Annotated in this window: 19 protein-coding genes and 1 pseudogene; 13 read left to right on the top strand and 7 right to left on the bottom strand. The window is 73.6% G+C overall.

Going from position 1 to position 23,230, the window contains the following annotated elements; all coding sequences use genetic code 11:
- Positions 1-89: 89 nt before the first annotated feature.
- From BJ961_RS21335 to ctaF, 3 genes are all read left to right on the top strand, one after another.
- Complete coding sequence (locus tag BJ961_RS21335; protein WP_271414397.1) at positions 90-2,906, top strand: hypothetical protein; 2,817 nt, start codon at positions 90-92, stop codon at positions 2,904-2,906.
- Between the two features lie 139 nt (positions 2,907-3,045).
- Entirely contained in the window at positions 3,046-4,722 is a 1,677-nt protein-coding gene (ctaD, locus tag BJ961_RS21330) for an aa3-type cytochrome oxidase subunit I (protein WP_443054483.1), read from the top strand.
- The gene (gene ctaF / locus BJ961_RS21325; RefSeq protein ID WP_271414395.1) at positions 4,719-5,129 is read left to right on the top strand and encodes an aa3-type cytochrome oxidase subunit IV; all 411 of its coding nucleotides are present in this window, start codon (positions 4,719-4,721) and stop codon (positions 5,127-5,129) included. Before ctaD ends, ctaF begins: the two co-directional genes overlap by 4 nt.
- Here the strand turns inward: ctaF and qcrB are convergent.
- From qcrB to BJ961_RS21305, 4 genes are read right to left on the bottom strand one after another with little or no spacing between them, the layout of a single operon-like run.
- Entirely contained in the window at positions 5,105-6,790 is a 1,686-nt protein-coding gene (gene qcrB, locus BJ961_RS21320; protein ID WP_271414394.1) for a cytochrome bc1 complex cytochrome b subunit, read from the bottom strand. The two genes, ctaF and qcrB, sit on opposite strands and share 25 nt — an antisense overlap.
- A 44-nt stretch (positions 6,791-6,834) precedes the next feature.
- Complete coding sequence (locus BJ961_RS21315) at positions 6,835-7,185, bottom strand: hypothetical protein (protein WP_271414393.1); 351 nt, start codon at positions 7,183-7,185, stop codon at positions 6,835-6,837.
- Between the two features lie 43 nt (positions 7,186-7,228).
- Positions 7,229-7,588 (bottom strand): DUF6479 family protein, encoded by a 360-nt coding sequence (locus BJ961_RS21310; protein ID WP_271414392.1) that lies wholly within the window; start codon positions 7,586-7,588, stop codon positions 7,229-7,231.
- A gap of 37 nt (positions 7,589-7,625) precedes the next feature.
- Positions 7,626-8,030 carry a ChaB family protein gene (locus tag BJ961_RS21305; RefSeq protein ID WP_271414391.1) on the bottom strand — a complete coding sequence of 135 codons (405 nt, stop codon included), beginning with the start codon at positions 8,028-8,030 and terminating at the stop codon, positions 7,626-7,628.
- 154 nt (positions 8,031-8,184) lie between these two features.
- Here BJ961_RS21305 and BJ961_RS21300 point away from each other — a divergent pair, with 154 nt between their 5' ends.
- The 5 genes and pseudogenes from BJ961_RS21300 (at position 8,185) to BJ961_RS21280 (ending at position 13,722) form a co-directional block, all read left to right on the top strand.
- A complete protein-coding gene (locus tag BJ961_RS21300; protein ID WP_271414390.1) occupies positions 8,185-8,562 on the top strand; it encodes a four-helix bundle copper-binding protein in 378 nt (125 codons plus the stop codon).
- Between the two features lie 40 nt (positions 8,563-8,602).
- Positions 8,603-9,501 (top strand): annotated as a pseudogene (locus BJ961_RS21295) (oxygenase MpaB family protein).
- 22 nt (positions 9,502-9,523) lie between these two features.
- The gene (locus BJ961_RS21290) at positions 9,524-11,746 is read left to right on the top strand and encodes a serine/threonine-protein kinase (RefSeq protein WP_271414389.1); all 2,223 of its coding nucleotides are present in this window, start codon (positions 9,524-9,526) and stop codon (positions 11,744-11,746) included.
- A 121-nt stretch (positions 11,747-11,867) separates the two neighbouring features.
- Positions 11,868-13,439 (top strand): phytoene desaturase family protein, encoded by a 1,572-nt coding sequence (locus BJ961_RS21285; RefSeq protein WP_271414388.1) that lies wholly within the window; start codon positions 11,868-11,870, stop codon positions 13,437-13,439.
- Between the two features lie 91 nt (positions 13,440-13,530).
- Positions 13,531-13,722, top strand: a complete 192-nt coding sequence (locus tag BJ961_RS21280) for a DUF2795 domain-containing protein (protein ID WP_271414387.1) — start codon at positions 13,531-13,533, stop codon at positions 13,720-13,722.
- Positions 13,723-13,755: 33 nt separating this feature from the next.
- Here BJ961_RS21280 and BJ961_RS21275 read toward each other — a convergent pair whose 3' ends face one another.
- Positions 13,756-15,531, bottom strand: a complete 1,776-nt coding sequence (locus tag BJ961_RS21275) for a serine hydrolase (protein WP_271414386.1) — start codon at positions 15,529-15,531, stop codon at positions 13,756-13,758.
- A gap of 174 nt (positions 15,532-15,705) precedes the next feature.
- Here BJ961_RS21275 and BJ961_RS21270 point away from each other — a divergent pair, with 174 nt between their 5' ends.
- From BJ961_RS21270 to BJ961_RS21250, 5 genes are all read left to right on the top strand, one after another.
- Complete coding sequence (locus tag BJ961_RS21270) at positions 15,706-17,268, top strand: acyl-CoA synthetase (protein WP_271414385.1); 1,563 nt, start codon at positions 15,706-15,708, stop codon at positions 17,266-17,268.
- Between the two features lie 37 nt (positions 17,269-17,305).
- Positions 17,306-17,548 (top strand): DUF397 domain-containing protein, encoded by a 243-nt coding sequence (locus BJ961_RS21265; protein WP_271414384.1) that lies wholly within the window; start codon positions 17,306-17,308, stop codon positions 17,546-17,548.
- An 85-nt stretch (positions 17,549-17,633) separates the two neighbouring features.
- Positions 17,634-18,536: a universal stress protein gene (locus tag BJ961_RS21260; RefSeq protein ID WP_271414383.1), complete on the top strand. Its 903-nt coding sequence runs from the start codon at positions 17,634-17,636 to the stop codon at positions 18,534-18,536.
- Positions 18,537-18,571: 35 nt separating this feature from the next.
- Positions 18,572-19,174: a CGNR zinc finger domain-containing protein gene (locus BJ961_RS21255; RefSeq protein WP_271414382.1), complete on the top strand. Its 603-nt coding sequence runs from the start codon at positions 18,572-18,574 to the stop codon at positions 19,172-19,174.
- A 58-nt stretch (positions 19,175-19,232) separates the two neighbouring features.
- Positions 19,233-19,730 (top strand): hypothetical protein, encoded by a 498-nt coding sequence (locus tag BJ961_RS21250; RefSeq protein ID WP_003971896.1) that lies wholly within the window; start codon positions 19,233-19,235, stop codon positions 19,728-19,730.
- 21 nt (positions 19,731-19,751) lie between these two features.
- Here BJ961_RS21250 and BJ961_RS21245 read toward each other — a convergent pair whose 3' ends face one another.
- A complete protein-coding gene (locus tag BJ961_RS21245) occupies positions 19,752-21,671 on the bottom strand; it encodes an N-acetylmuramoyl-L-alanine amidase (protein ID WP_271414381.1) in 1,920 nt (639 codons plus the stop codon).
- 309 nt (positions 21,672-21,980) lie between these two features.
- The gene (locus tag BJ961_RS21240; protein WP_271414380.1) at positions 21,981-23,123 is read right to left on the bottom strand and encodes an aminoglycoside phosphotransferase family protein; all 1,143 of its coding nucleotides are present in this window, start codon (positions 23,121-23,123) and stop codon (positions 21,981-21,983) included.
- Between the last annotated feature and the right edge of the window lie 107 nt (positions 23,124-23,230).

Here is a 23,230-nt window from a genome sequence, read left to right as displayed (position 1 = left end):
GCAACCCGAAGGATGTCCTTCCCCTCCTTCCTCAACAAGGGGCGCCCGCACGGGCGGAGCCCCGAACCGAGGTTCTGAGGAGCGGATCCTTGATACGTGCTCGAACGACATGGGCGGCCGCCACGGCGGTGCTGACCCTGCTGGGAGTCGCGCCCGTCGCGGCCCACGCCGGGCCCCAGCCGCCCGGCGCCATATCCGTCCCGGCGTTACCGAACGCCGCCCCCGACCTGCCGCCCGGCTGGCGGATCACCGGCACCGGTGACGCGAGAGCCCTGGAGTGGCGCTCCCCGCGCCTCGTCGTGCCCGGCGACGCACGGGTGGAGTTCCGCCACGCCGACGGCCGCCTCCTCGGCGTACCGGAACCCGACCGGGACGGCAGGACCTTCCGCCTGCCGCTCGGGGACACCGGCCCGGCCGCGCTGGGCGCGCTGACGGACCTCCAGGTCAGCGCCGCCGGCCGCCGACTGGACCGGGAACCGGGCGCCGCCGCCCGGGAGCGCCGCCGCCCCACCGAAGCGCCCCCCGCGAAACTCCCGCCCCCACTCCCCGCCGGCACCGTCGACCCGGGCACACCGGGCCGGTTCGGCACCACCAGCGGCGAGTACACGCTCGACCCGGTCCGACTGCCCGGCCTGCCCGCCCCGGTCGAGATGCGCGGCCTCGTCGTCGCGCCGAAGGGAGCGACCGGCAAACGCCCCCTCGCCCTCTTCCTGCACGGCCGCCACGCCACCTGCTACGTCCCCGGCCAGGGCGAGGACGCCGTCACGATCGACTGGCCCTGCGCCGACGACGCCCGGCCCATTCCCAGCCACCGCGGCTACCTGGAGGACCAGCGGCTTCTCGCCTCCCAGGGCTACGTGACCGTCTCGATCTCCGCCAACGGCATCAACGGCCAGGACGGCGCACTGGAGGACGGCGGCGCCCAGGCCCGCTCCTCGCTGGTACGCGCGCACCTCGCCCGCTGGGCCGACTGGGCCGCCGCGCCCGCCACCGCCCCGGCCGCCGTACGCCGGGGACCGAAGGCCGACCCGTCCCGCGTCCTGCTCGTCGGCCACTCCCGCGGCGGCGAGGGCGTCGACCGCGCCGCCATGGACAGCCTGTACCCGCCGCCCGCCGACCAGGACGGGCACCCGGGAAGGGCCCGCTGGAACATCCGCGGCACCGTACTCATCGGCCCCACCGCCTTCGGCCAGAACCCGGTGCCCGACGTGCCGTCCCTGACCATCCTGCCGGGCTGCGACGGCGACGTCTCCGACCTCCAGGGGCAGCTCTACGTCGACGGCACCCGCGGCGTCAGCCGGGGCCGGGCGCTGCACAGCGCGGTCCACGTCACGGGCGCGAACCACAACTACTTCAACACCGAGTGGACTCCGGGCCTGTCCCAGGCACCCGCCTCCGACGACTTCTGGGAAGACCCCGAGGACCCCGGGGGCCGTGACCCGGTCTGCTCCGTGGACAGCCCGACCCGGCTCACCCCCGCACAGCAGCACCGGGCCGGCGCGACCTACATCGCCGCCGCCGCCCGGCTGTTCGTCGCCGGTGACGACCGGGTGCGCGAGCTGATCGACGGCACCGGCCGCCGCGCCCCCTCGGCCGACCCGGCCCGGGTGCTGACGCACGCCGTCGGCGCGGGCCGCGGCGCCGGGTTCCTGCCGGACGCCGGCGTGAAGGTGACCGGCGGACGCCTGTGCTCCGCGATCGACCCCGACCCGGCCGTCGCCTGCCTCGGCGAGGACGCGCGCGGTTCCTCACCGCACTTCGCGTACTGGGGCCCCGAACGCGAGACCGGCCGCGGCGCGGTCGCCCTGGACTGGTCCGCACCGGGCACCGCGACCCGTGTCCGTCCCGCCGCGCCCGTCTCCCTGAAGGGCGCGCGAAGCCTCGCCCTGCGCGTCATCGTGCCGCCCGGCAGCACCGGCACCCGGCTGGACGTCTCCGTCACGGACGCCGCCGGCCGGCGTGCCACCCTTGGAACCGTCCGCGCCGACGGCCTGCCGGGCAGCGAACGCACCGCCTCCTACTGGGCACAGGAACTGCGCGTACCGCTCGCCGCCGCCGCCCGCGCCGGCGTCGACCTGCGCCGCGTCACCGCGCTGGAACTGACGCCCCGTTCCCGCACCGGCCGGGCCTGGCTGATGGACGCCTACGGCTGGCAGGCCGGCACGCCCCAGGTGCGGCCGGCCCCGCTGGCCCGCGTCGACGTCGGCCGCACGACGGTCAAGGAGGGCGACTCCGGCGTACGCACCTACCGGGTGCCGGTCCGGGTCCGCGGCGAGAAGACCGCCACCGTCCGGACGTACGTCACGGACCCGTCCACCGGAGCCGTCGAGACGCGTCTGGTGACCGTCGGCCCCGGCACCCCCGGCGTCGACGTGACCGTCAAGGTGACGGGCAACAAGCGGTTCGCCTGGGACGCCTCCCACGACGTGCTGGTGAAGGCGGTACGCGGCTCGGTCGTCGGCTCCTACTCCGGCGGCGTGACCGTCGAGAACGACGACCCGATGCCCCGTGTCAGCGTGAGCCCCGTCGCCGACAAGGTCACCGAGGGGCAGCCGCTGCGCTGGAGGATCTCACTGTCACAACCCGCCGACGTCGACCTGGACACCGCCCTGCTGGCGGTGCCCGACGGCGACGCCCGCCCCGAACTGTCCACCAAGGACGTCGACCAGGACTGGCTCCTGGAGACGGTCGGGGAGATCCCCGACGGGGAGGTCCCGCTGTCCGGGCTGGACTGGTTCGCGCTCTGGGTCTCCGTCCCGCACGGCGAGTCGGACGCCGAGGTCACGGTGCCCACGATCCGCGACGGGGTCACGGAACCCACCGAGTACATCGGCCTGCGCGCCATGGACGACGAGGGTGAGCCCCAAGACCCGGTGCTGACCGGCACCGTGCTCGACGCCCCGTAGCGCGAACGGCGCACGCGGGTGCGGCCGGTACGTCCGGTCCGTACCCGCGTGCGCCAGGTGGCCCATCCGCCGGACACCCGACGCCGACCTCGGCGTGGTCCTGTGCCTGAGCCCGGGACGCCTGGGTACTCTCCGCCGCATGGCGGTGGACAGAAGGACCGAGCCGCCGCGCCGGACACCGGCTCGGCAGCGGACGAACCGCACGCTCGGGCGGGCGCTGGTGCGGTGGGCCACGACGACCGATCACAAGGTGATCGGCCATCTCTACCTGGCGACGTCGTTCGGCTTCTTCCTCTTCGGCGGCGTCCTCGCCATGCTGATGCGCAGTGAACTGGCCCGCCCGGGTATGCAGTTGTTCAGCAACGAGCAGTACAACCAGCTCTTCACCATGCACGGCGCGATCATGCTGCTGCTGTTCGCGACCCCCCTGTTCGCCGGGTTCACGAACGCCGTCATGCCGTTGCAGATCGGCGCCCCGGACCTGGCGCTGCCCCGGCTCAACGCGCTCTCGTACTGGCTGTACCTGTTCGGCGGCCTGACCGTGGCGGCGGGCTTGCTCACCCCCGGCGGGGCGGCCTCGTTCGGCTGGTTCGCCTACGCCCCGCTGAACAGCGCGACCTTCAGCCCCGGCCCGGGCGGCGACCTGTGGATCATGGGCCTGGTGCTGAGCGGCGTGTCGACCACGCTCAGCGCCGTCAACTTCATCACCACCATCCTGTGCCTGCGCGCCCCCGGCATGACCATGTTCCGGATGCCGATCTTCACCTGGAACGTGCTGTTCACCTCGATCCTGGTGCTGCCCGCCTTCCCTGTGCTCACCGCCGCGCTGCTGATGCTCGAGGCCGACCGGAAGTTCGGCGCGCACGTGTTCGACGCGGCCAACGGCGGGGCACTGCTGTGGCAGCACCTGTTCTGGTTCTTCGGCCATCCCGAGGTGTACATCATCGCGCTGCCGTTCTTCGGCATCGTCACCGAGATCATCCCGGTGTTCAGCCGCAAACCGGTCTTCGGCTACGTCAGCCTGGTCGGCGCCACCATCGCCATCACCTTTCTCTCCGCGGTGGTGTGGGCCCACCACATGTTCGCCACGGGCGCCGTGCTGCTCCCCTTCTTCTCCGTCATGTCGTTCCTCATCGCCGTACCGACCGGGGTGAAGTTCTTCAACTGGATCGGCACGATGATGCACGGCTCGCTGTCCTTCGAGACACCCATGCTGTGGTCGTGCGGCTTCCTGGTGACGTTCCTGCTCGGCGGTCTGAGCGGCGTCCTGCTCGCCTCCCCGCCGCTGGACTTCCATCTGACGGACTCGTACTTCATCGTCGCGCACCTGCACTACGTGGTGTTCGGCACGGTCGTCTTCGCGATGTTCGCCGGCTTCTACTTCTGGTGGCCGAAACTCACCGGCAAACTGCTCGACGAACGCATCGGGAAGATCCACTTCTGGACGCTCTTCGTCGGCTTCCAGACCACGTTCCTCGTCCAGCACTGGCTCGGCGAGCAGGGCATGCCGCGCCGCTACGCCGACTACCTGGCCGCGGACGGCTTCACCACGCTCAACACCGTCAGCTCCCTCGGCGCCTTCCTGCTCGGCCTGTCCACCCTGCCGTTCCTCTACAACGTGTGGCACACCCACCACTACGGGAAGAAGGTCGAGCAGGACGACCCCTGGGGCTACGGCCGTTCCCTCGAATGGGCCACCAGTTGCCCGCCACCGCGCCACAACTTCACGTCGCTGCCCCGCATCCGCTCCGAGTCCCCGGCGTTCGACCTGCACCACCCCGACGTCACCCGACACGATCAGAGGCACGTGCAGTGAGGACCGAATCCCGTCTGTTCACCGGTGTGGCGCTCTTCTTCGGCGGCGAAGCGGCCCTCTACGGCTGGTGGTCCCGCGAACCCGCCGGCACCGCCGCGCTCGTCCTCGCCTTCCTCATGGCCTCGCTCGTCGCGTTCTTCCTGCGCGTGCAGTACGTCAAGCGCGGCCTGCGGGCGCAGGACCGAGGCGAGGGCGAGATCGTCGACACCGCGGGCCCACTCGACTTCTTCCCGCCGCACAGCCCCTGGCCCATCACGATCGCGCTGGCCGCCGTGGTCCTCGCGTTCGGCATCGTCTTCGGCCTGTGGCTGGCCCTGATCGGCTTCGGCCTGCTCGCCATGGGGGTCTCCGGCCTGGTCTTCCAGTACGCCGACCGCGGCGTTCAGCGTTCCCGCTCGCCCGAGTAGGACCCCGGGTCCGCCGCCTGCGCCGCATCCGCCGCCGGCTCCCGCTGCCGCGCCAGGGCCGAGTCCTGTTCCGGCTCCCGCTCCTGCTCCGGCTCCTCGACGTCGACCCGGTCGCCGTAGTACCACTCGCTGAGCGTCGCCCGCAGCCGTCCCACGTGCGGTGCGTCGTCCTCTTTCCCCGACGGCGCCAGCGGCTCGGGTGCCCTGCGGGCCCGCAGCACGTGACGCTCCTCGGCGTCGAGGGGCCCGTGGCTCTCGGCGTAGCCGCCCGCCAGGGTCTGGTGCACCTCGCCCGTCTCCTCGCCCTGCGACAGTCGCTCGCGGTCCCGCTCCTGAAGTGCCAGGCAGACCCGCTTGGTCACCACGAAGGCGATCGGCGGCGTCAGCACCAGCGAGATCCGGAACACCCATGTGAGCAGGTTCAGCGAGAGATGGAACGTGTGGGCGAGGATGTCGTTGCCGCCCGCCAGGAGCAGCACACCGTAGAACCAGATCGCGGCGACGCCGAGCCCCGTCCGCACGGGCTTGTCCCGGGGCCGGTCGCACAGGTGGTGCTCCTCGTGGTCGCCCGTCACCCACCGCTCGAAGAACGGGTAGGCGTACAGCACCGCGAACAGGGCCGCCGGCAGCAGGACCGCGGGCACCAGCACGTTCCACATGACGGTGTGACCCGCCACCGCCGTCTCGAACGGGGGCATCAGCCGCAGCGAGCCCTCCAGGAAGCCGACGTACCAGTCCGGCTGGGAGCCGGTGGAGACGATGTCGGGACGGTAGGGGCCGTACGTCCAGACCGGGTTGATCTGCGCCACCGCCGCGAGCACGGCCAGGACACCGAAGACCGTGAAGAACAGACCCGTCGAGTTCGTCATGAACTGCGGGAAGAGCGGCTTGCCCACCGCGTTGCGGTTGGTGCGGCCCCGGCCCGCCCACTGGGTGTGCTTGAGGTAGAAGACCAGGATCAGATGGAGCGTGACCAGCGCCAGCAGCAGCCCGGGGAGCAGCAGGATGTGCAGCGAGTACAGCCGCGGCACGATGTCGTGCCCCGGATACTCGCCCCCGAACACGAACATGCTGACGTACGTCCCCACGACCGGGATGGACAGCATGATCCCCTGCGCGATGCGCAGCCCCGTCCCGGACAGCAGATCGTCCGGGAGCGAGTAGCCGGCGAAGCCCTCGGCGAGCGCCAGCACGAACAGCGTCACCCCGATCAGCCAGTTGACCTCACGCGGACGGCGGAACGCGCCGGTGAAGAAAATCCGCAGCAGATGCACCCCGATGGCCGAAAGGAACACCAGCGACGCCCAGTGGTGCACCTGCCGGATCAGCAGCCCGCCGCGCACGTCGAAGCTGATGTCCACCGTCGAGCGGTAGGCCTCCGACATGCGCACCCCCAGCAGGGGCTCGTACGAGCCGTCGTAGACGACCTCCGCCATCGAGGGCTTGAAGAACAGCGTCAGCCAGACACCGGTCAGCAGCAGCACCACGAAGCTGTACAGGGCGATCTCGCCCAGGAGGAACGACCAGTGCTCGGGGAAGGCCTTGCGCAGCAGCCCCCCGCCCTCGGAGACGGGGAGTCGCCCGTCGGCCCAGTTGACGGTGTGTTCGGCCGCGTGACGGGCCCGCGCACCCGCGCGGGCCCTTCTCCTCTGCAACAGCACGGCGCATGGGTTCCCCACCGTCCGGGCCGGAAACTACGCTCCGCCTAGGTGCGGTCACCCTTCGGCTTGCCACGCTGGTCCGGAGTCCCGTGCGGCGGCGGGGAGAACGGCTGCGCGGAGGTCGCCGGTGACACGGGGGAGCCCGTGCGGCCCCGGCCCTGCTCCGGGCGTACGGCATCCGGGTCGCCCGAGGACGGCTCGGCACCGGACCGCAGCTGCTCCAGCCGCGTCGAGAGCACCTCCGTGGCCGGGACACGGTCGGCGTGCGAGCGCTCGTAGGCCAGCAGCTCCTCCACCTCGTCCGCGCCCAGCGACCGGATCCGGCTCTCCAGCCCGCCGATCGGCAGATGGTCGTAGTCGGGCAACGGCAGGGCGTCGCGAGCGGGGTCCGCCATGGTTCTCACATCCTCAGTACGGCAGTACGGCGTCGTGCGCGGGTCAGCGTCCGCCCGGACCGCCGCTGCCGAAGGAACCGCTGCTGCCCTCGTCCCAGCGGGGCCGGTCCTGATCGGTGGAGGTCCGGCTGCCCTGGTGCCCGAGTTCGTGCGGCAACGTGCGTTCGTCGGTCCGCGGCATCTCGTCGGGCTCCCGACGCTCCCGCTCCTCGTGGACGGGCCCGCCCTCGGGCACCTGGGGCTGCTCCTCCGGACGCGGCGGCGGCGGCTCCCGGCGCTTTTGCCGGCTGCCGAACGCGAAGGCGCCGATCAGCAACGCCACCACCACGAAGGCCGCCACGATCAGCCAGATGGCGAGCGCGCCGGAGCCGCCCGCGGCCAGGTCCGTCCATGCGTTGGTCATGGAGCGCGGGTACCCCCGGCCCGCTCCGCCAACCTGCTCACTCCGAGCGTGACGCTCGCGTCCGCGAACGGTTGGCCTTCCTGATCGCCGCGAGCAGATCCGCCTTCGACATCTTCGAACGGCCCTCGACGCCCAGACGCCGGGCGACGCCGTACAGATGCTCCTTGGACGCCTTCTCGTCGACGCCCTCGCCGCTGCGCCCGCCCCGTCCGCGGGGCCGCCCGGACCGGGGGTCGGAGGGACCCTTGCGGCCGCCCTCCTTGCGCTCCCAGTGGTCGCCGACCTTCTCGTACGTGTGCTTCAGCGCCCCGTACGCCACCCGGTGGGCCCGCTCGCCCTCGCCGTACTCCCGAACGGCCGAGTCGTGGGCCTCGATCCAGGTCCGCCGCGCCTCCCGCGGGGAGCGCTCCAGGGTCGACGGGACTTCCTGTCGTCCCGGCATGTCCGTGCACCTCCGTGCTCTTCCGCGTCGCCGCCCCCACCGGTCGCGGGGGGCGGCCCACGGGTGCCCGGCGGCCCACCCGGGAAACGGCCCGGAACCCTTGGAAACACCGGGTCCGGCGTTTGGCGCCGCCGTCGGCGGCAACCCGCGCCGTGTGACATCGACGACGACTTCCCAGCAGGAACTGTTCCGCTTCCTCGAGGACCGCTTCGCGTGCGCACAGGCGTGCAGCGAGTGCGCCCGGTCCTGCGCCCTGCGGGCGAGCCTCGTGGACCCGGACGGCACCGAGAACCAGGAACTCGTACGACGCAGGGGCATCATGTGCGCGGAGGTCTGCGACGCGACCTGCCGGGTGCTGTCCGAACAGAACCAGGTGGACGAGGGTGCCATCCGCGCCCAGCTGGAGTGGTGCCGCCAGGTGTGTCTGGAGAGCGCGCACGTCTTCGACGCACACCCGGGCGCCGAGGAGAGCGCGAAGGCGTGCCGCGACTGCGCCCGGGCCTGCGGAGAGTTCCTCGCCACCCTGCGCTGAGGCCCTGCCGGCGGGTCCAGCGCCGCGTTAACCTGCCCGTATGGCGGCTACCCGGACGGACGGCGACCCGGGGCTCTTCGGTCCCGGCTCCGTGACCTGGCAGGCGCACGGCGACCCGATGATGTGGGTGGCCGGCGTCCGTGCCCTCTACCTCCAGGCCCTGCACCCGCGCGCCGTGCGCGGCGTCATGCAGAACAGCGACTTCTGGCACGACGCGTGGGGCCGGCTGATGCGCACCGCGGGCTTCGTCGGCACCACGACCTACGGCACCACCGAGGCCGCCGAGCGGGCCGGCGCCCGGGTACGGAAGATCCACCGCATGCTCGGCGCGACGGACCCCGACACGGGGGAGCGCTACGGCGTCGACGAACCCGCGCTGCTGCTGTGGGTGCACTGCGCCGAGATCGGCTCCTACCTGCACGTCCTGCGCCGCTCCGGATTCCCCCTCACCGACGCCCATGCCGACCGCTACCTCGCCGAACACCGGCACAGCGCCCGCCTCGTCGGCCTCGACGGCGACTCCGTCCCGGCGAACCGCGCCGACCTGGCCGCCTACTTCGCTCGGGTACGGCCCGAACTGGCCGCGGGGGACGAGGCGCACGAGGTGGACGACTTCCTGCGCCGCCCGCCCACCCACCCCTGCTGATCCCGGCCCGCGAGCTGCTGTGGCGGCGCATCGCCCGACTTGCGTACGACTCCCTACCGCCCTACGCGCACGAGCTCTACGGCAGACCGGCGCCCGCGCCCGCCACCGTCACCCGCCGGCTGCGCGTCACGGGCACCCTGCTGCGCTCGGTACCCGCACGTCTGCGCTGGCAGCTGCCGCCCAAACACATCCTGCGCGCCATGGCACGGCTCGGCCCGGCCGCGCGTCCCGCGCCATACAAACTGGGACGCCGAGCGGCCATACTGGACGGGCCAGGGGGCGGGGCGGACTGAACCACGGGGGCGGGGCGAAGTCATGGGGGACGGCACGCTGATCCAGGGCCGGTACCGGCTGCTCGAGAGGATCGGACGCGGTGGCACGGGCGAGGTGTGGCGGGCGAAGGACGAGTCACTGGGCCGTCGCGTCGCCGTCAAATGCCTCAAACCGCTCGGCACCCAGCACGACCACTCCTTCACCCGCGTCCTGCGGGAGAGGTTCCGGCGCGAGGCCCGGGTGGCCGCCGCGCTCCAGCACCGCGGAGTGACCGTCGTGCACGACTTCGGCGAGTGGGACGGACTGCTCTTCCTGGTCATGGAGCTGCTGGAGGGACGGGACCTGAGCCGGCTCCTGGAGGAGAACAGGGGCCATCCACTCCCGGTCCCCGACGTCCTCGACATCGCCGAACAGCTCACCTCCGCCCTCGCCTACACGCACGAGCAGGGCATCGTCCACCGCGACCTGAAGCCCGCGAACATCGTGCGGACCGCCGACGGCACCGTGAAGATCTGCGACTTCGGCATAGCCCGGCTGGGGCACGACGCGGGCTTCACCGCCCGGCTGACCGGCACCGGCATCGCCATGGGCACCCCGCACTACATGTCGCCCGAGCAGATCGGCGGCGACGAGGTCGACCGGCGCAGCGACCTGTACTCACTGGGCTGCGTCCTCTACGAGATCGCCACCGGCGCCCCGCCGTTCGACCTCGACGACGCCTGGGCCATCCTCGTCGGCCACCGCGACACCGCACCCGAACCGCCCCGCAACCACCGCGCCGAACTGCCCGGATACCTGGACCGCATCATCCTGGACCTGCTGGCCAAACGGCCCGAGCAGCGCCCCGACGACGCCCGTGAACTCGGCCGCCGGATCACCGCCGGGCGAACGGCGCCGGCGCACCTGCCGGCGCTGGTGGCGGCCGGGCCGCGCACACCCGTGCCGGTCGGTGACCGCGCCGGGCTGCCGTCCTGGACCCACGGCATGACCACCGGACACAAGGCGACCGGCGCCGGACCCCGCGTCACGCCCCCGGACCCGGCGGCGGGCCTGACCGGCGACTGGACACCGCGGCCCGCCGGCGACCGGGCCGCGGAACCCGTGCCCGCCCGGCTGCCGGATCCGGTGCCCGAGGCCGTCGCCGGGCTCGCCGGACGCCACAACGCGGGCCTGAGCCTGGGCCGGCTCGGCCGCTGGGAGGAGGCCGGCGAGGTGCACCGCGCGGTGGCCGCCGAACGCGAGCGCCTGCTCGGACCCGACCACCCCGACACCCTCGCCAGCCGCTACGAGGCCGCCTTCACCCTCGGCCGCACCGGTCACGCCGCCGACGCGCTGCGCGCCTACAAGGGTGTCGCCGAGGCCCGGATCAGAATGCTCGGCGCCGACCACGCCGACACCCTCGCCGTCCGCCAGGAGATGGCCTACGCCCTGGGCAGACTGGGCCGGTACGCCGACGCCCACCAGGTCTACGCGTCGGTCCTGACCGCCCGCGAGCGCACCATGGGCGCCGACCACCCCGACACGCTGCGCTGCCGGCACAACCTGGCCTTCAACCTCGGCCGGCTCGGCCGCACCGAGGACGCCCACCGGATGGCCCGCGAGGTGGCCGCCGCCCGGGCCCGTGTGCTCGGCCCGGACCATCCCGACACCCTGGTCACCCGCTACGAGGTGGCCTACGAACTCGGACGGCTGGACCGCTGGCAGGAGGCCCTGGCGACCTACCGCGAAGTCGCCGCCGCCCGCCTCGGCGTGCTCGGCCCGGACCACCCCGACACCCTCGCCGCCCGCTACGAGACCGGCGTCGCCCTGGGCCGCCTCGGCCGCTGCGCGGAGGCGCTCACCCAGTACGAGCGACTGATCGACGACCGCGCCCTCGCCCAGGGTCCCGAGCACCCCGAGACCCTGCGCGCCCGGCACGGCCTGGGCGTCAACCTCGGAAGGCTGGGCCGCTGGGCGGAGGCGCTCGCCGAGGCCCGCGACGTGTGCGCGATCCGCGCCCGGGTCCTCGGCCCCGACCACCCGGACACCCTGGTCAGCCGCCGCGAGGTCGCCGTCGCCCTGGGCTGGCTGGGCCGCTGGTCCGCCGCGCTCGCCGAGTACCGCCTGGTCGCCGCCGCGCGGGAACACGCCCTGGGGCCCGACCACGCCGACACCCTCGTCGCCCGCGACGACGAAGCCCACTGCCTGGAACAACTCGGCCGGGCCGCCGAGGCCGCGGAGCTGTACCGCAGGGTCGCGGTGCAGCGCGCGGCGGCCCCACGGTGACCGGGAGACCACCGCGGGACACGGGTGGCGACCACGGAGGGCGGCAAGGCGCGGCGTGCCGACCGCGGACGGTGCCGACGGCGGGCTGGCCGCCGCCGATCGGGCCGTGTTACCAAGAGCCATGACGACCCCGCCCGGCACCTTGCGCACCTACGACGCCGTCATCGTGGGCGGCGGCCACAACGGCCTGGTCGCCGCCGCCTACCTGGCCCGCGCCGGCCGCTCCGTGCTGGTCCTCGAACGGCTGGACCACACCGGCGGGGCGGCCGTGTCCACGCGGCCGTTCGCCGGGGTCGGCGCACGGCTGTCGCGCTACTCGTACCTGGTCAGCCTGCTGCCCAGGAAGATCGTCCGGGACCTGGGTCTGGACTTCCGGGTGCGAGCGCGCACCGTCTCCTCGTACACCCCCGCCGAACGCGCCGGGCGGCCCACCGGGCTTCTCGTCGGCGGTGGCGAGCGGCGCACGCGCGAGTCGTTCGCCCGGCTCACCGGCTCGGAGCGGGAGTACGCGGCCTGGCAGCGTTTCTACGCCATGACCGGCCGTGTGGCCCAGCGGGTCTTCCCGACCCTCACCGAGCCGCTGCCCACCCGGGACGAGCTGCGCCGCAGGGTCGACGACGAGACGGCCTGGCGGGCGCTGTTCGAGGAACCGGTCGGCGTCGCCATCGAGGAGCACTTCGCCGACGACCTGGTGCGGGGCGTCGCCCTCACCGACGCGCTGATCGGCACCTTCGCCGACGCCCACGACCCCTCCCTGATCCAGAACCGCTGCTTCCTCTACCACGTGATCGGCGGCGGCACCGGCGCCTGGGACGTGCCGGTGGGCGGCATGGGCGCCCTCACCGACGCACTGGCCGACGCGGCCCGCTCGGCGGGGGCCGTGCTCGCCACCGGACACGAGGCGGTACGGATCGAGGCGGACGGCCGTACGGCCGAGGTCACCCACCGCTCGGCCGACGGCGAGGGCGTCGCCGCCGCACGCCACGTGCTGGTCAACGCCTCCCCGCGGGAGCTGGCGGCGCTCACGGGCCAGGCCCCGCCGCCGCCCGCCGAGGGCGCCCAGCTCAAGGTGAACATGCTGCTGACCCGCCTCCCGCGACTGCGCGACCCCGGGGCGGACCCGCGCGAGGCCTTCGCCGGGACCTTCCACATCGCCGAGGGCTACGAGCAACTGGCCGCCGCCCACGCCCAGGCGGCCGCCGGGTCCCTGCCCTCCGCACCGCCGTCCGAGATCTACTGCCACTCGCTGACCGACCCCAGCATCCTCGGCCCCGGCCCGGCCGCGAGGGGCCTGCACACCCTCACCCTGTTCGGCCTGCACACGCCCGCCCGCCTCTTCGCCCGGGACAACGACGCCGTACGCGCGGAACTGCTGAAGTCGACCCTCGCCCAGCTCGACGCCCACCTGGCCGAGCCCCTCGCCGGCTGCCTGGCGACCGACGCCGACGGGCGGCCCTGCATCGAGGCCAGGACGCCGCTCGACCTGGAACGCGACCTGCGCCTGCCCGGCGGGAACATCTTCCACCGCGAGCTGTCCTGGCCCCACGCCCAGCAGGGCACCGGCCACTGGGGCGTGGAGACCGGCCGGGCGAACGTCCTGCTGTGCGGCGCGGGCGCCGTACGCGGGGGTGGGGTGAGCGGGGTGCCGGGGCACAACGCGGCGATGGCGGTGCTGGACGGGACCGGGGCCTGACGGGCGCATGCGGGGGGCGGGGCTGGGTACCGCGACATGACGGACATTCCGTGCACGACACCGCACGACACCGCACGACAAGGAGCCTGCCATGGCGGACCTCAGCCCCATCGACCTGCAGAAGGCCCTCAACGGCATGGACTACCCGGCCGACAGGAAGTCGCTCGTCGACCGCGCCCGCGAGAACAAGGCCGACGACAAGGTCGTGAACCGTCTCGACGGTCTGAAGGAGAACAGCTTCGACGGCCCGAACGAGGTGCAGAAGGCCGTCTTCAACGGCTAGCGACACGGCCGGCGACCCCGCACAGGACACCCCCTAGTCGGCCGACGTCGACCACCCCACCGCCTCGACGCGCGCGGCGTCGGCCGGGCGCGCGTCGTGGAAGAGGACGTGGCCGCCCGCCTCCGCGCGCAGCCCGTCGACGTAGGCACCGCGGCCCACGTACAGCCGGTCGGTCGTGTACCGCCAGCGCAGGACGAGCCCGCGTGCGGCCGGGAGGTCGGCGCTCAGCCGGTGCCAGACGCGCCCCGACCAGCCGGTGGCCGAGCCCGCCGGATGGTCCAGGGGCGCCTCGCCGTGCCGGGTCGTCGTGAACGGCACGGGCCGCCATCCGGCACCGCCGTCGTCCGAGGCCTCCAGGGCCAGGGTGTCCGACCCCGGCTCGGTGTCCCACCACAGCGCACCGCGCAGCCGCGCCCGCCCGGCCGACGTGTCCAGCGCGGGCAGCGTCAGGGTGGCCGTGGCGGAACTCGCCGTCCCCGAGAACCACGCGGTGCGACCGTGCGCCGGGCGGACCGGCACCGCCCGCGCCAGGTGGGTGCCGGCCGCCACCCGGGGAGCAGATCCGGAACGCCAACTCCGCACCGGGTGCACCGAGTTTCCGAGCACCACGAGGAACGAGTCGGTCGTCGGGTCGAGCACCAGCGAGGTGCCTGTGAAGCCGGTGTGCCCGGCCGTGCGCGGCGTGGCCATCGCACCCATGTACCAGTGCTGGTACAGCTCGAAGCCGAGGCCGTGCTCGTCGCCCGGGAAGTCGGTGTTGAAGTCGGTGAACATCAACTCCACCGACTCCGGCCGCAGGATGCGCGCCCGCCCGTAGGAGCCGCCGTTGAGCAGCGTACGGCCGAGCACCGCGAGGTCCCACGCGCAGGAGAACACCCCCGCGTGACCGGCGACGCCGCCCAGGCTGAAGGCGTTCTCGTCGTGCACCTCGCCCCACACCAGACCGCGGTCCAGGCCGGACCAGGGCTGCCGGGCGTCCTCGGTGGCCGCGATCCCCGGCCGCCAGGAGGCGGGCGGGTTGTAGCGGGTGCGGCCGAGTCCGAGCGGTTGCGCGACCTCGTCGCGCAACAGCACGTCCAGGGCGCGCCCGGTGACCTTCTCCAGCACCAGCTGCAACGAGATCATGTTCAGGTCCGAGTACAGGTACGCCGTGCCGGGCGGGCTCACCGGCGCCTCGTCGTAGACGAGTCGGACCCTCTCCTCGTACGTCGGCGCGCTGTACAGCGGGATCCATGCCCGGAACCCCGAGGTGTGCGTCAGCAGCTGACGTACCGTCACCTCCTGCTTGCCCGCCCGGCCGAAGTCCGGCAGGTACCTGGCGACCGGCGCCTCCAGCTCCAGCGCGCCCCGCTCCAGCTGCTGCACGGCCAGGATCGAGGTGAACAGCTTGGAGATCGACGCGAGGTCGAACACCGTGTCCCCGGCCATCGGGATCTGCTCGCCCGCCGGGAACTCGACACCGGTGTCGGTCGCCTCGTCGTAGGCCCGGTAGCGCACCGCCATGCCGATCGGCTCGTGCAGCGCCACCGTGCCGCCCCGGCCGGCGAGCAGCACGGCGCCCGCGTACCACGGGTGCTCGGGGGAGGGGCCGAGGAACGCCTCGGCGTCGGTGACGAGCTGCCGCAGATGACCCGCGAGCAGTCCGGCACGCTCGGCGGAGCCGTGCCGCAAGGTGGGGCGGCGGCCCGCGCCGGAGGCGGCCTCGGCCGGTCCGGCCGCGAACGGCGCGAGAGCCAGGGCACCGCCCAGGGCCAGGGCGCCCGCGCCCAGTTGTCGCCGTGTGAAACCGCTCGTCGCCTGTCCGGCCATCGAAGAGTCTCCCGCCACCGAAGCTGAAAGTATCTTTCCCTGATCGCCGTGCGGAGTGAAACTTTCCTGTCAGTGACGGGTCGTGTCAATGGGGCGTACGGGAGTGGGCACAAGGAGTCGACGGACCGGCGCACACCGCTTGACCCGCCCCCGGGACCGGCCGAGGATCATGTCATGACGCCCGGACACGGCAGCACCGGCAGCACCGTCGACGGCATGCTGCGGCGCAGCGCCCGACGCACCCCGGCACGCGTCGCGGTCGAGTACCGCGACCGCGCCTGGACGTACCAGGAACTCGACACCGCCGTCTCCCGCGCGGCGAGCGTCCTGCTGGGGGAGGGGCTGTCCCGGGGCGACCGCGTCGGCGCCTACGGCCACAACTCCGACGCCTACCTGATCGCCTTCCTCGCCTGCGCCCGCGCGGGCCTGGTGCACGTCCCGGTCAACCAGAACCTCACCGGCGACGACCTCGCCTACGTCGTCGGCCAGTCCGGCAGCACCCTGGTCCTCACCGATCCGGACCTCGCCGCCCGGCTCCCCGCCGGGGCCCGCACCCTGCCGCTGCGCGACGCCGACGACTCGCTCCTCGCCCGCCTCGCCGCGGCGCCCGCGTACGACGGCCCCGAGCCCGGCGCCGAGGACCTGGTGCAGCTCCTCTACACCTCCGGCACCACCGCGCTGCCCAAGGGCGCGATGATGACCCACCGGGCGCTCGTGCACGAGTACCTGAGCGCCATCACCGCCCTGGACCTCGCGGCGGGGGACCGCCCCGTCCACGCGCTCCCGCTCTACCACTCGGCCCAGACGCACGTCTTCCTGCTGCCCTACCTCGCGGTGGGCGCGACCAACGTCCTCCTGGACGCACCCGACGGCGACCGGCTCTTCGACCTGATCGAGACGGGCCGCGCGGACAGCCTGTTCGCACCGCCCACCGTGTGGATCGGCCTCGCGAACCGCGCCGACTTCGCCACCCGCGACCTGGGCGGCCTGCGCAAGGCCTACTACGGCGCGTCCATCATGCCGGTGCCCGTCCTGGAGCGGCTGCGCGCACGCCTCCCGCACCTGGCCTTCTACAACTGCTTCGGGCAGAGCGAGATCGGCCCCCTCGCCACCGTCCTCGGCCCCGACGAGCACGAGGGCCGCATGGACTCCTGCGGCCGGCCCGTCCTGTTCGTCGACGCCCGCGTGGTCGACGAGGACGGCAAGGACACGCCCGACGGCACACCCGGCGAAGTCGTCTACCGCTCACCCCAGTTGTGCGAGGGCTACTGGGACAAGCCCGAGGAGACCGCGGCCGCCTTCCGCGACGGCTGGTTCCACTCCGGCGACCTCGCCGTACGCGACGCCGACGGCTACTACACGATCGTCGACCGCGTGAAGGACGTCATCAACTCCGGCGGCGTGCTGGTCGCCTCCCGCCAGGTCGAGGACGCCCTCTACACGCACGACGCCGTCGCCGAGGCGGCCGTCGTCGGCCTGCCCGACGACCGGTGGATCGAGGCCGTCACGGCCTTCGTCGTCCCGCGCGGCGACGTCACCGAGGACGAACTGATCGCCCACGCCCGTGAACGGCTCACCGCGTTCAAGGCACCCAAACGGGTCCGGTTCGTGGACGCCCTGCCACGCAACGCCAGCGGCAAGATCCTCAAGAGGGAGCTGCGGGACCGCTTCGCCGATTCCGCGTCTCTTCCGAAGGCACCCCTCGACGGCCTGTCCGCGGTCCGACCCGATCGCTAGGCTGGCCGCCGACGACGACACCGGGAGGAGCACGGACGTGGCCGAGAGCACCACCCACCAGCGCCCGCTCATGGGCTGGGACAAGCCGCAACTGGATCTCAGCAACGCGCAATGGCAGTCCAGCAGCCGGGGCCTGGGGGATGTCCAGATCGCCTTTGTCGAGGGCTTCATCGCCATGCGCAACAGCGGCAGCCCGGAGAGCCCCTCACTGATCTTCACCCCCGACGAATGGGGCGCGTTCGTCTCGGGAGCGCGAGAAGGGGAGTTCGACCTCACGTAGGACGCGGGCGGGGTGAGCCGACCGGCCGAACCGGGGTGTTTCGTCCGCTGCCGGGGGGAAGTCCGTACTCCGGAGGTGAGGACCCATGAGCACCCTGCCGGTCATCGCGGCGGTCGACGGTTCGCAGGACGGCCTGCGCGCCCTGGACTGGGCGTTCGACGCCGCCCACCGGCGCGAGGCACCCCTGCGGGTGGTCCATGTGCGCCAGTACGCCGCCTGGGCCCAGACCGACGTCCTGGTCGCGGGTCCACCGGACACCGCCGAGGACCCGGCGCTCGACCAGGCCCGCGACCACCTCCAGGGGCGTGCCTACGCCGTCGCGACGGAGTACGTCGGCATGGAGGGCGTCCCCGGTGCCCTCCTGCCGGAACTGGGCGCCGACGCGCAGTTGCTCGTACTCGGCTCCCGGGGCCGGGGCGGCTTCACCGGCCTGCTGCTCGGCTCCAACGGCATGGCCGCCGCCCGCGACGCCGAGTGCCCCGTCGTGGTGGTGCCCCGCCCCGGCCGCGAGGTCCACGGCGAGGCGCCGGACGAGCCCGGCCCCCGGGTGGTGGTCGGCCTCCACGTGGACAGCCCCGACGACGCCACGCTGTCCTTCGCCTTCACCGAGGCCGAGCTGCGCGGCGCCCGCCTCCAGGTGGTCGCCGCCTACCCGTGGCCCGTGCAGACCTGGGCCGCCGCCGGGCAGATCGTGCCCCCGGTGATCGACGAGGTCTCCCTCGAGAGCGAGACCAGGGTCCTCGCCGACGGCTTCCTCGCCCCCCACCGGGAGCGCCACCCCGAGGTCCGGGCCGAACCGTACGTCGCACCCGGCGACGCCGCCGGAATCCTGGTCGCCTCCTCCCGGGACGCCGACCTGGTCGTCGTCGGCCGCCACCGCCGGCGCCTGCTGGCCCCCGCCCGCATGATGGGCTCGGTCACCCACGCCGTCCTGCTGCACGCGGCGTCCCCGGTCGCGGTGGTCCCACCGGCTCCGCCGCAGGAGTGACACCCGGCCCGCCCCGGCGTGCCTATGATCGGCCCATGCAGGACTCGCCCGGCAGGGACACCCGGATCGCGCTCGACCTCGCGCTGACCGTCCGGCACGACGGCCACGGCTCGGTCACCGACGACCTGGCCGACCCCGCCGGGCTCACCGCCTGGATCACGGACCACCCCGGCATCGTGCCGGGCGGCGAGGGCTTCACCGCCGACGCGCCCACCCTGACCGCCGTACGCGACGTACGGGCCGCCGCCCGCGCCCTCTTCGCCCACGCCGTGCGCCCCGGCGAGCCGAGCCCCGCCGACGCCGCCCGGCTGCTGCCCGTCCCCGAGGCACTGCGGCGCCTGAACGAGGCGGCCGCCCGCACCCCCACCGTCCCCGTGCTGGCCTGGTCCGACACCGCCGAGCCGGTCGTGCGCGCCGCCCCCGCCGAGGACGGCCGGGCCGACCTCGCCGCCGCCCTCGCACGGGCCGTGATCGGCTTCCTCGCGGGACCCGACCGGCAGCGGCTGCGGGCCTGCCACGCACCGCGCTGCGTGCGCTACTTCCTCAAGGAGCACCCGCGCCAGGAATGGTGCAAGCCCTCCTGCGGCAACCGCGCCCGGGTCGCCCGCCACCAGGAGCGGCACGGGCGCACCGGGTAGCCCGGCCGGGCGTCCTCCCGCACGCCGTTCGCGGTGCTCGGCCACGTACCATGGCGGCATGTCGTTCCTCCGCCGCCGCAGCGCCACGCCCGCCGGGCCAGACTTCGACGTACTGGCCATGGACCCGGGCGACTGGCCCGGGAACCTCGGCGCCGGCCTGCTGCCCGCGCCCGACGGCAGCTGCCAGGGCGTCTTCCTGCGCTACGACCTGTTCGGCGGCCGCGGCCCCGCGATGATCATCGGCAACCTCCCGGACGGCTCCCCGGCCCGCGAGGTCCCCGAGGGAGAGATCCCCTTCGAGGTGGCCCAACTGCTGCTCGCCCTGGAGAACGACGAGGAGATCACCGTCGTCGGCGCCGAGGACGTCCCCGTGATGCAGGGCGACAACCTGCTCATCGTGCGCCGCCTCAAGCTCTCCGAGAGCCGGATCTCCTGCGTGCAGTTCGACCGCAGCGACGGCGTCCTGGTGACCATCGCCGCCTGGGACCGCCCCATCACCGACGACCTGTACGCCCTGCTGAAGCCGCTCCCGGCGGAGCTGTTCCAGCAGGGCTGAGGCCCGGCTCCCGGAGCGGCCCTACCGCGCGGCCGACACCGTCACGTCGGCCGCGCGCACGTACGCCACCCGGTGGCCGTACTGGATCTCGTAGTACTGGTCCTGGCCGGTCACCACCCGGTGCGACGCCTCGTCGAAGGTGACCGCGTAGTAGTACTCGCCGGGCACCTTCTCACCGACCACGTACTTCTGCCCCGCGGGCAGCGTGTACGGCAGCGGCGACACCGCCTGGGCGGGCACGTCCGCCGGGTAGGCGGCCTTCTCCGGGTACGCCCGCCCGTACACCGGGACGCTCGCGAGGCCCTTCCTCGGGGTGATCACGCGTCCCGACGCGGGCACCGCCGCCGGGCTCTTCCGCGGGTTGGGGAACCACGCCTTCTGACCCAGGTACCAGATGGCCGTCCAGTCGCCCCACCGGTCGGCCACCGCGTACTGCTGGCCCGTGGAGACCCGGGAGGACAGGTCGTTCACGCCGGTCGTGGGGGTGGTGCCGAGACCGACGTCCTTGATCAGCGGCGCGTCCACGTCGTGGTCGGAGTACAGCCGCACCTCGCTGGAACCGTGCGCCGCGCAGGGCTCGCCCGCCGTCTCGCAGCCGGTGTACCCGGGACGGTTGGCGTCGTAGTCGGGGCGGATCGTCACCAGGGAGGACTTCTTCCCCGCGGTCGGCTGGAACGGGCGGCCGAGCAGCTGGAAGTAGTGCCGCCAGTCCCAGTACGGGCCCGGGTCCGTGTGCATGCCCGGGATCGTCGCCGCGGTGGTGCCGGGGACGTTGTCGTGGCCGAGGACGTGCTGCCGGTCCAGCGGGATGTCGTACTTCTTCGCCAGGTACTTCACCAGCCGCGCCGACGACCGGTACATCGCCTCCGTGTACCAGGCGTCCGGCTCCGCCAGGAAGCCCTCGTGCTCCAGGCCGACCGAGTTCGCGTTGACGTACCAGTTGCCCGCGTGCCAGGCGACGTCCTTCGCCTTCACATGCTGGGCGATGTGCCCGTCGGTGGAGCGCAACGTGTAGTTCCAGGACACATAGGTGGGGTCCTGCACCATGTTGAGGACCCCGTTCCAGGTGCCCTCCGTGTCGTGCACGACGATGTACCGGATGCGCTGGGAGGCCGGCCGGTTCCCCAGGTCGTGGTTGCCGTAGTCGCCGTCGCCGAACTCCTCGTACGGCGCGGGGATCCACTCGCACGACACCGACTTCGGGCACTCGGTTCCGGCGGCGGACGCGGCACGCAGGCCGGCGCCGCCCAGCTGCGCGACGTCGGGCGCCACGTCGGGGCGGGCGGCCAGGGCGACCCGCTGGCCGGCGTCCGTGGTGCGCCGCTCGCCCGTGCGGATGACCTCGTACACGTCGTTCGCGTACGCCGCGGCCGTCGCGGAGTCCTCCGCGCCCGAGAAACGGGCCACCGCCCCGTACCAGTCCGCCGGGTCCGCGCTGAGCGGTTCGCCCAGCTCCCGCTGGGCGGCGGCGAGCAGCGCGGCCCCGCCGGACACGTTCGCGGCCGGGTCCGTGCGCAGCGCCTCGCCGCTCAGCCCGGTCAGCTCGGCCGCCCTCGGCAGCGTGGTCAGCCGGGCCGGCAGAGCGCCGGCCGGCGCGGCGGCGCCGGCCGCCGGGTGCAGCGGGGCGCGGGCGTCGTCGCCGCGCGGGTCCTCGGAGCCCTGGCCGTGGTGCGACGCCCCGGCCAGTGCCGTGCGCGCGTCGGTGAGGTGCAGCGGTCCGTAGCCCCCGGTGACGCTCGGCACGCCGCCGTGCGCGTCCCAGCGGGACTGCAGGTAGGAGACGCCGAGCAGAACGCTCTGCGGCACGTGGTACTCGGCCGCCGCGGTGGCGAACGCCCGCTGGAGGCGGTCCGGGGCGGGCGGCGCGTCCGGGGGCGCGGCGGCGGACGGTGCCGCGCCGAGCAGCGGCAGCAGCAGGGCCGCGGTGGCCAGGGCGGGCACGACGGGGGATCCTCGCAAAACGGCCTCCTGTGACGATCGGGCGTGACGGGGCGTGGCGGGACGTGACGTGTGGTGCGGGGCCGGGCGTGGGTCAGTGGTACCCGGCGGTCCGATGATCCGTCAATCATGCCGTCACGGCGGCGATTTCCCATGTCAGCAGGGGCTTCGGCGAGTTTCGCGGCGGCGGCCCACGGGCCTGCGCGGCGTCAGTGGCTTACACCAATGGCCGCCGTACGGACCCGGTCCGCGGGGAACACGAAAACCGCGGTGCGCCCCCGAGGGGCACACCGCGGCACGTGGTCCTTCCCGTCAGCGCGTGCCGACCGCCGCCCGCACGGCCCGGCGGGCCATGTGGCAGTCGTCGTGCAGCCGGCGCAGCAGCAGCCGCTGCTCCTCACCGGTCGGCGTGGCACCCGGATGGGCGGGCGCCGAGGGGGCCGCGACCGTGTCGTGCATCGAACGCTGCACGGCCGTCTCGTAGGTACGGATCTCCCTGGTCAGGACGAGCATCAGGTTCACCAGGAACGCGTCGCGCGCCGCGGTGCCCGTCGACTGGGCGATCTGGCTGATCTGCCGGCGGGCCACCGGTGCGTCGCCGAGGACGGCCCACAGCGTCGCCAGGTCGTAACCCGGGAGATACCAGCCGGCGTGCTCCCAGTCCACCAGCACCGGACCGGCCGGGGACATGAGCACGTTGGACAGCAGCGCGTCCCCGTGGCAGAACTGGCCCATACCCTGGCGTCCGCCCGCGTGCGCGATGCCGTGCAGCAGCTTCTGCAGGTCGCCCAGATCCCGGTCGGTGAGCAGTCCGAGTTCGTGGTACCGGGAGATCCGGGCCGCGTAGTCCAGCGGGGCGTCGAAGGCGCCGGCCGGCGGCCGCCAGGCGTTCAACCGGCAGACCGCGCCGAGCGCCGCCCTGATGTCCGCCCGGGGCGGGGCCTCCACGGGGTGCCGCTGCAGCGCGGCCACCCGCCCGGGCATCCGCTCGATCACCAGCGTGCCGTTGTCCGGGTCCGCCGCGATCAGTCTCGGCACCCGCACCGGAGGGCGCTGCCGGACGAACGAGCGGTATGCCCCTATCTCGTGCCGACTGCGCTCCGCCCACGCGGGGGAGTGGTCCACTAAGCACTTGGCGACCGCGGTGCTGCGCCCGGTCGTACCGACCAGGAGCACGGACCGCCCGCTGCGGCGCAGCACCTGCACGGGGGAGAACTCGGGGCAGATGCGGTGCACGGCGGCGATCGCCGTGCGCAGTTGGGCCCCCTGGGGGCCGGACAGGTCGATTCTCCCGCTGAGCGGCTGTGTGCCGGGCCCCGCGCCGAGCCGCGCCCTGCCCGCTCCGAGCACCGGGGCCGCCGGGCGGGCGGGGGCGAGGTAGGGGCCACCGCCCGCCGCCGGGCGGGGGTGCAGCGAGCGCTGCGGGGCGGACACGGAGGACGATGCTGCGTACATGGGCGAGACAGATCCCTTCGTGTGCCTGCTGTGCCTGCCTGAAGAGCGGTGCCGCTCCGGTCCGTTTCCTTCCGTACCGGAGGCGGCACGCCTTCCGAAAGCCGTCG

The organism is Streptomyces lienomycini, from assembly GCF_027947595.1.
Classification (GTDB): domain Bacteria; phylum Actinomycetota; class Actinomycetes; order Streptomycetales; family Streptomycetaceae; genus Streptomyces; species Streptomyces lienomycini.
Note: the sequence above shows the minus strand (reverse complement) of the source record. Positions and strands in the feature narration are given on the sequence as shown.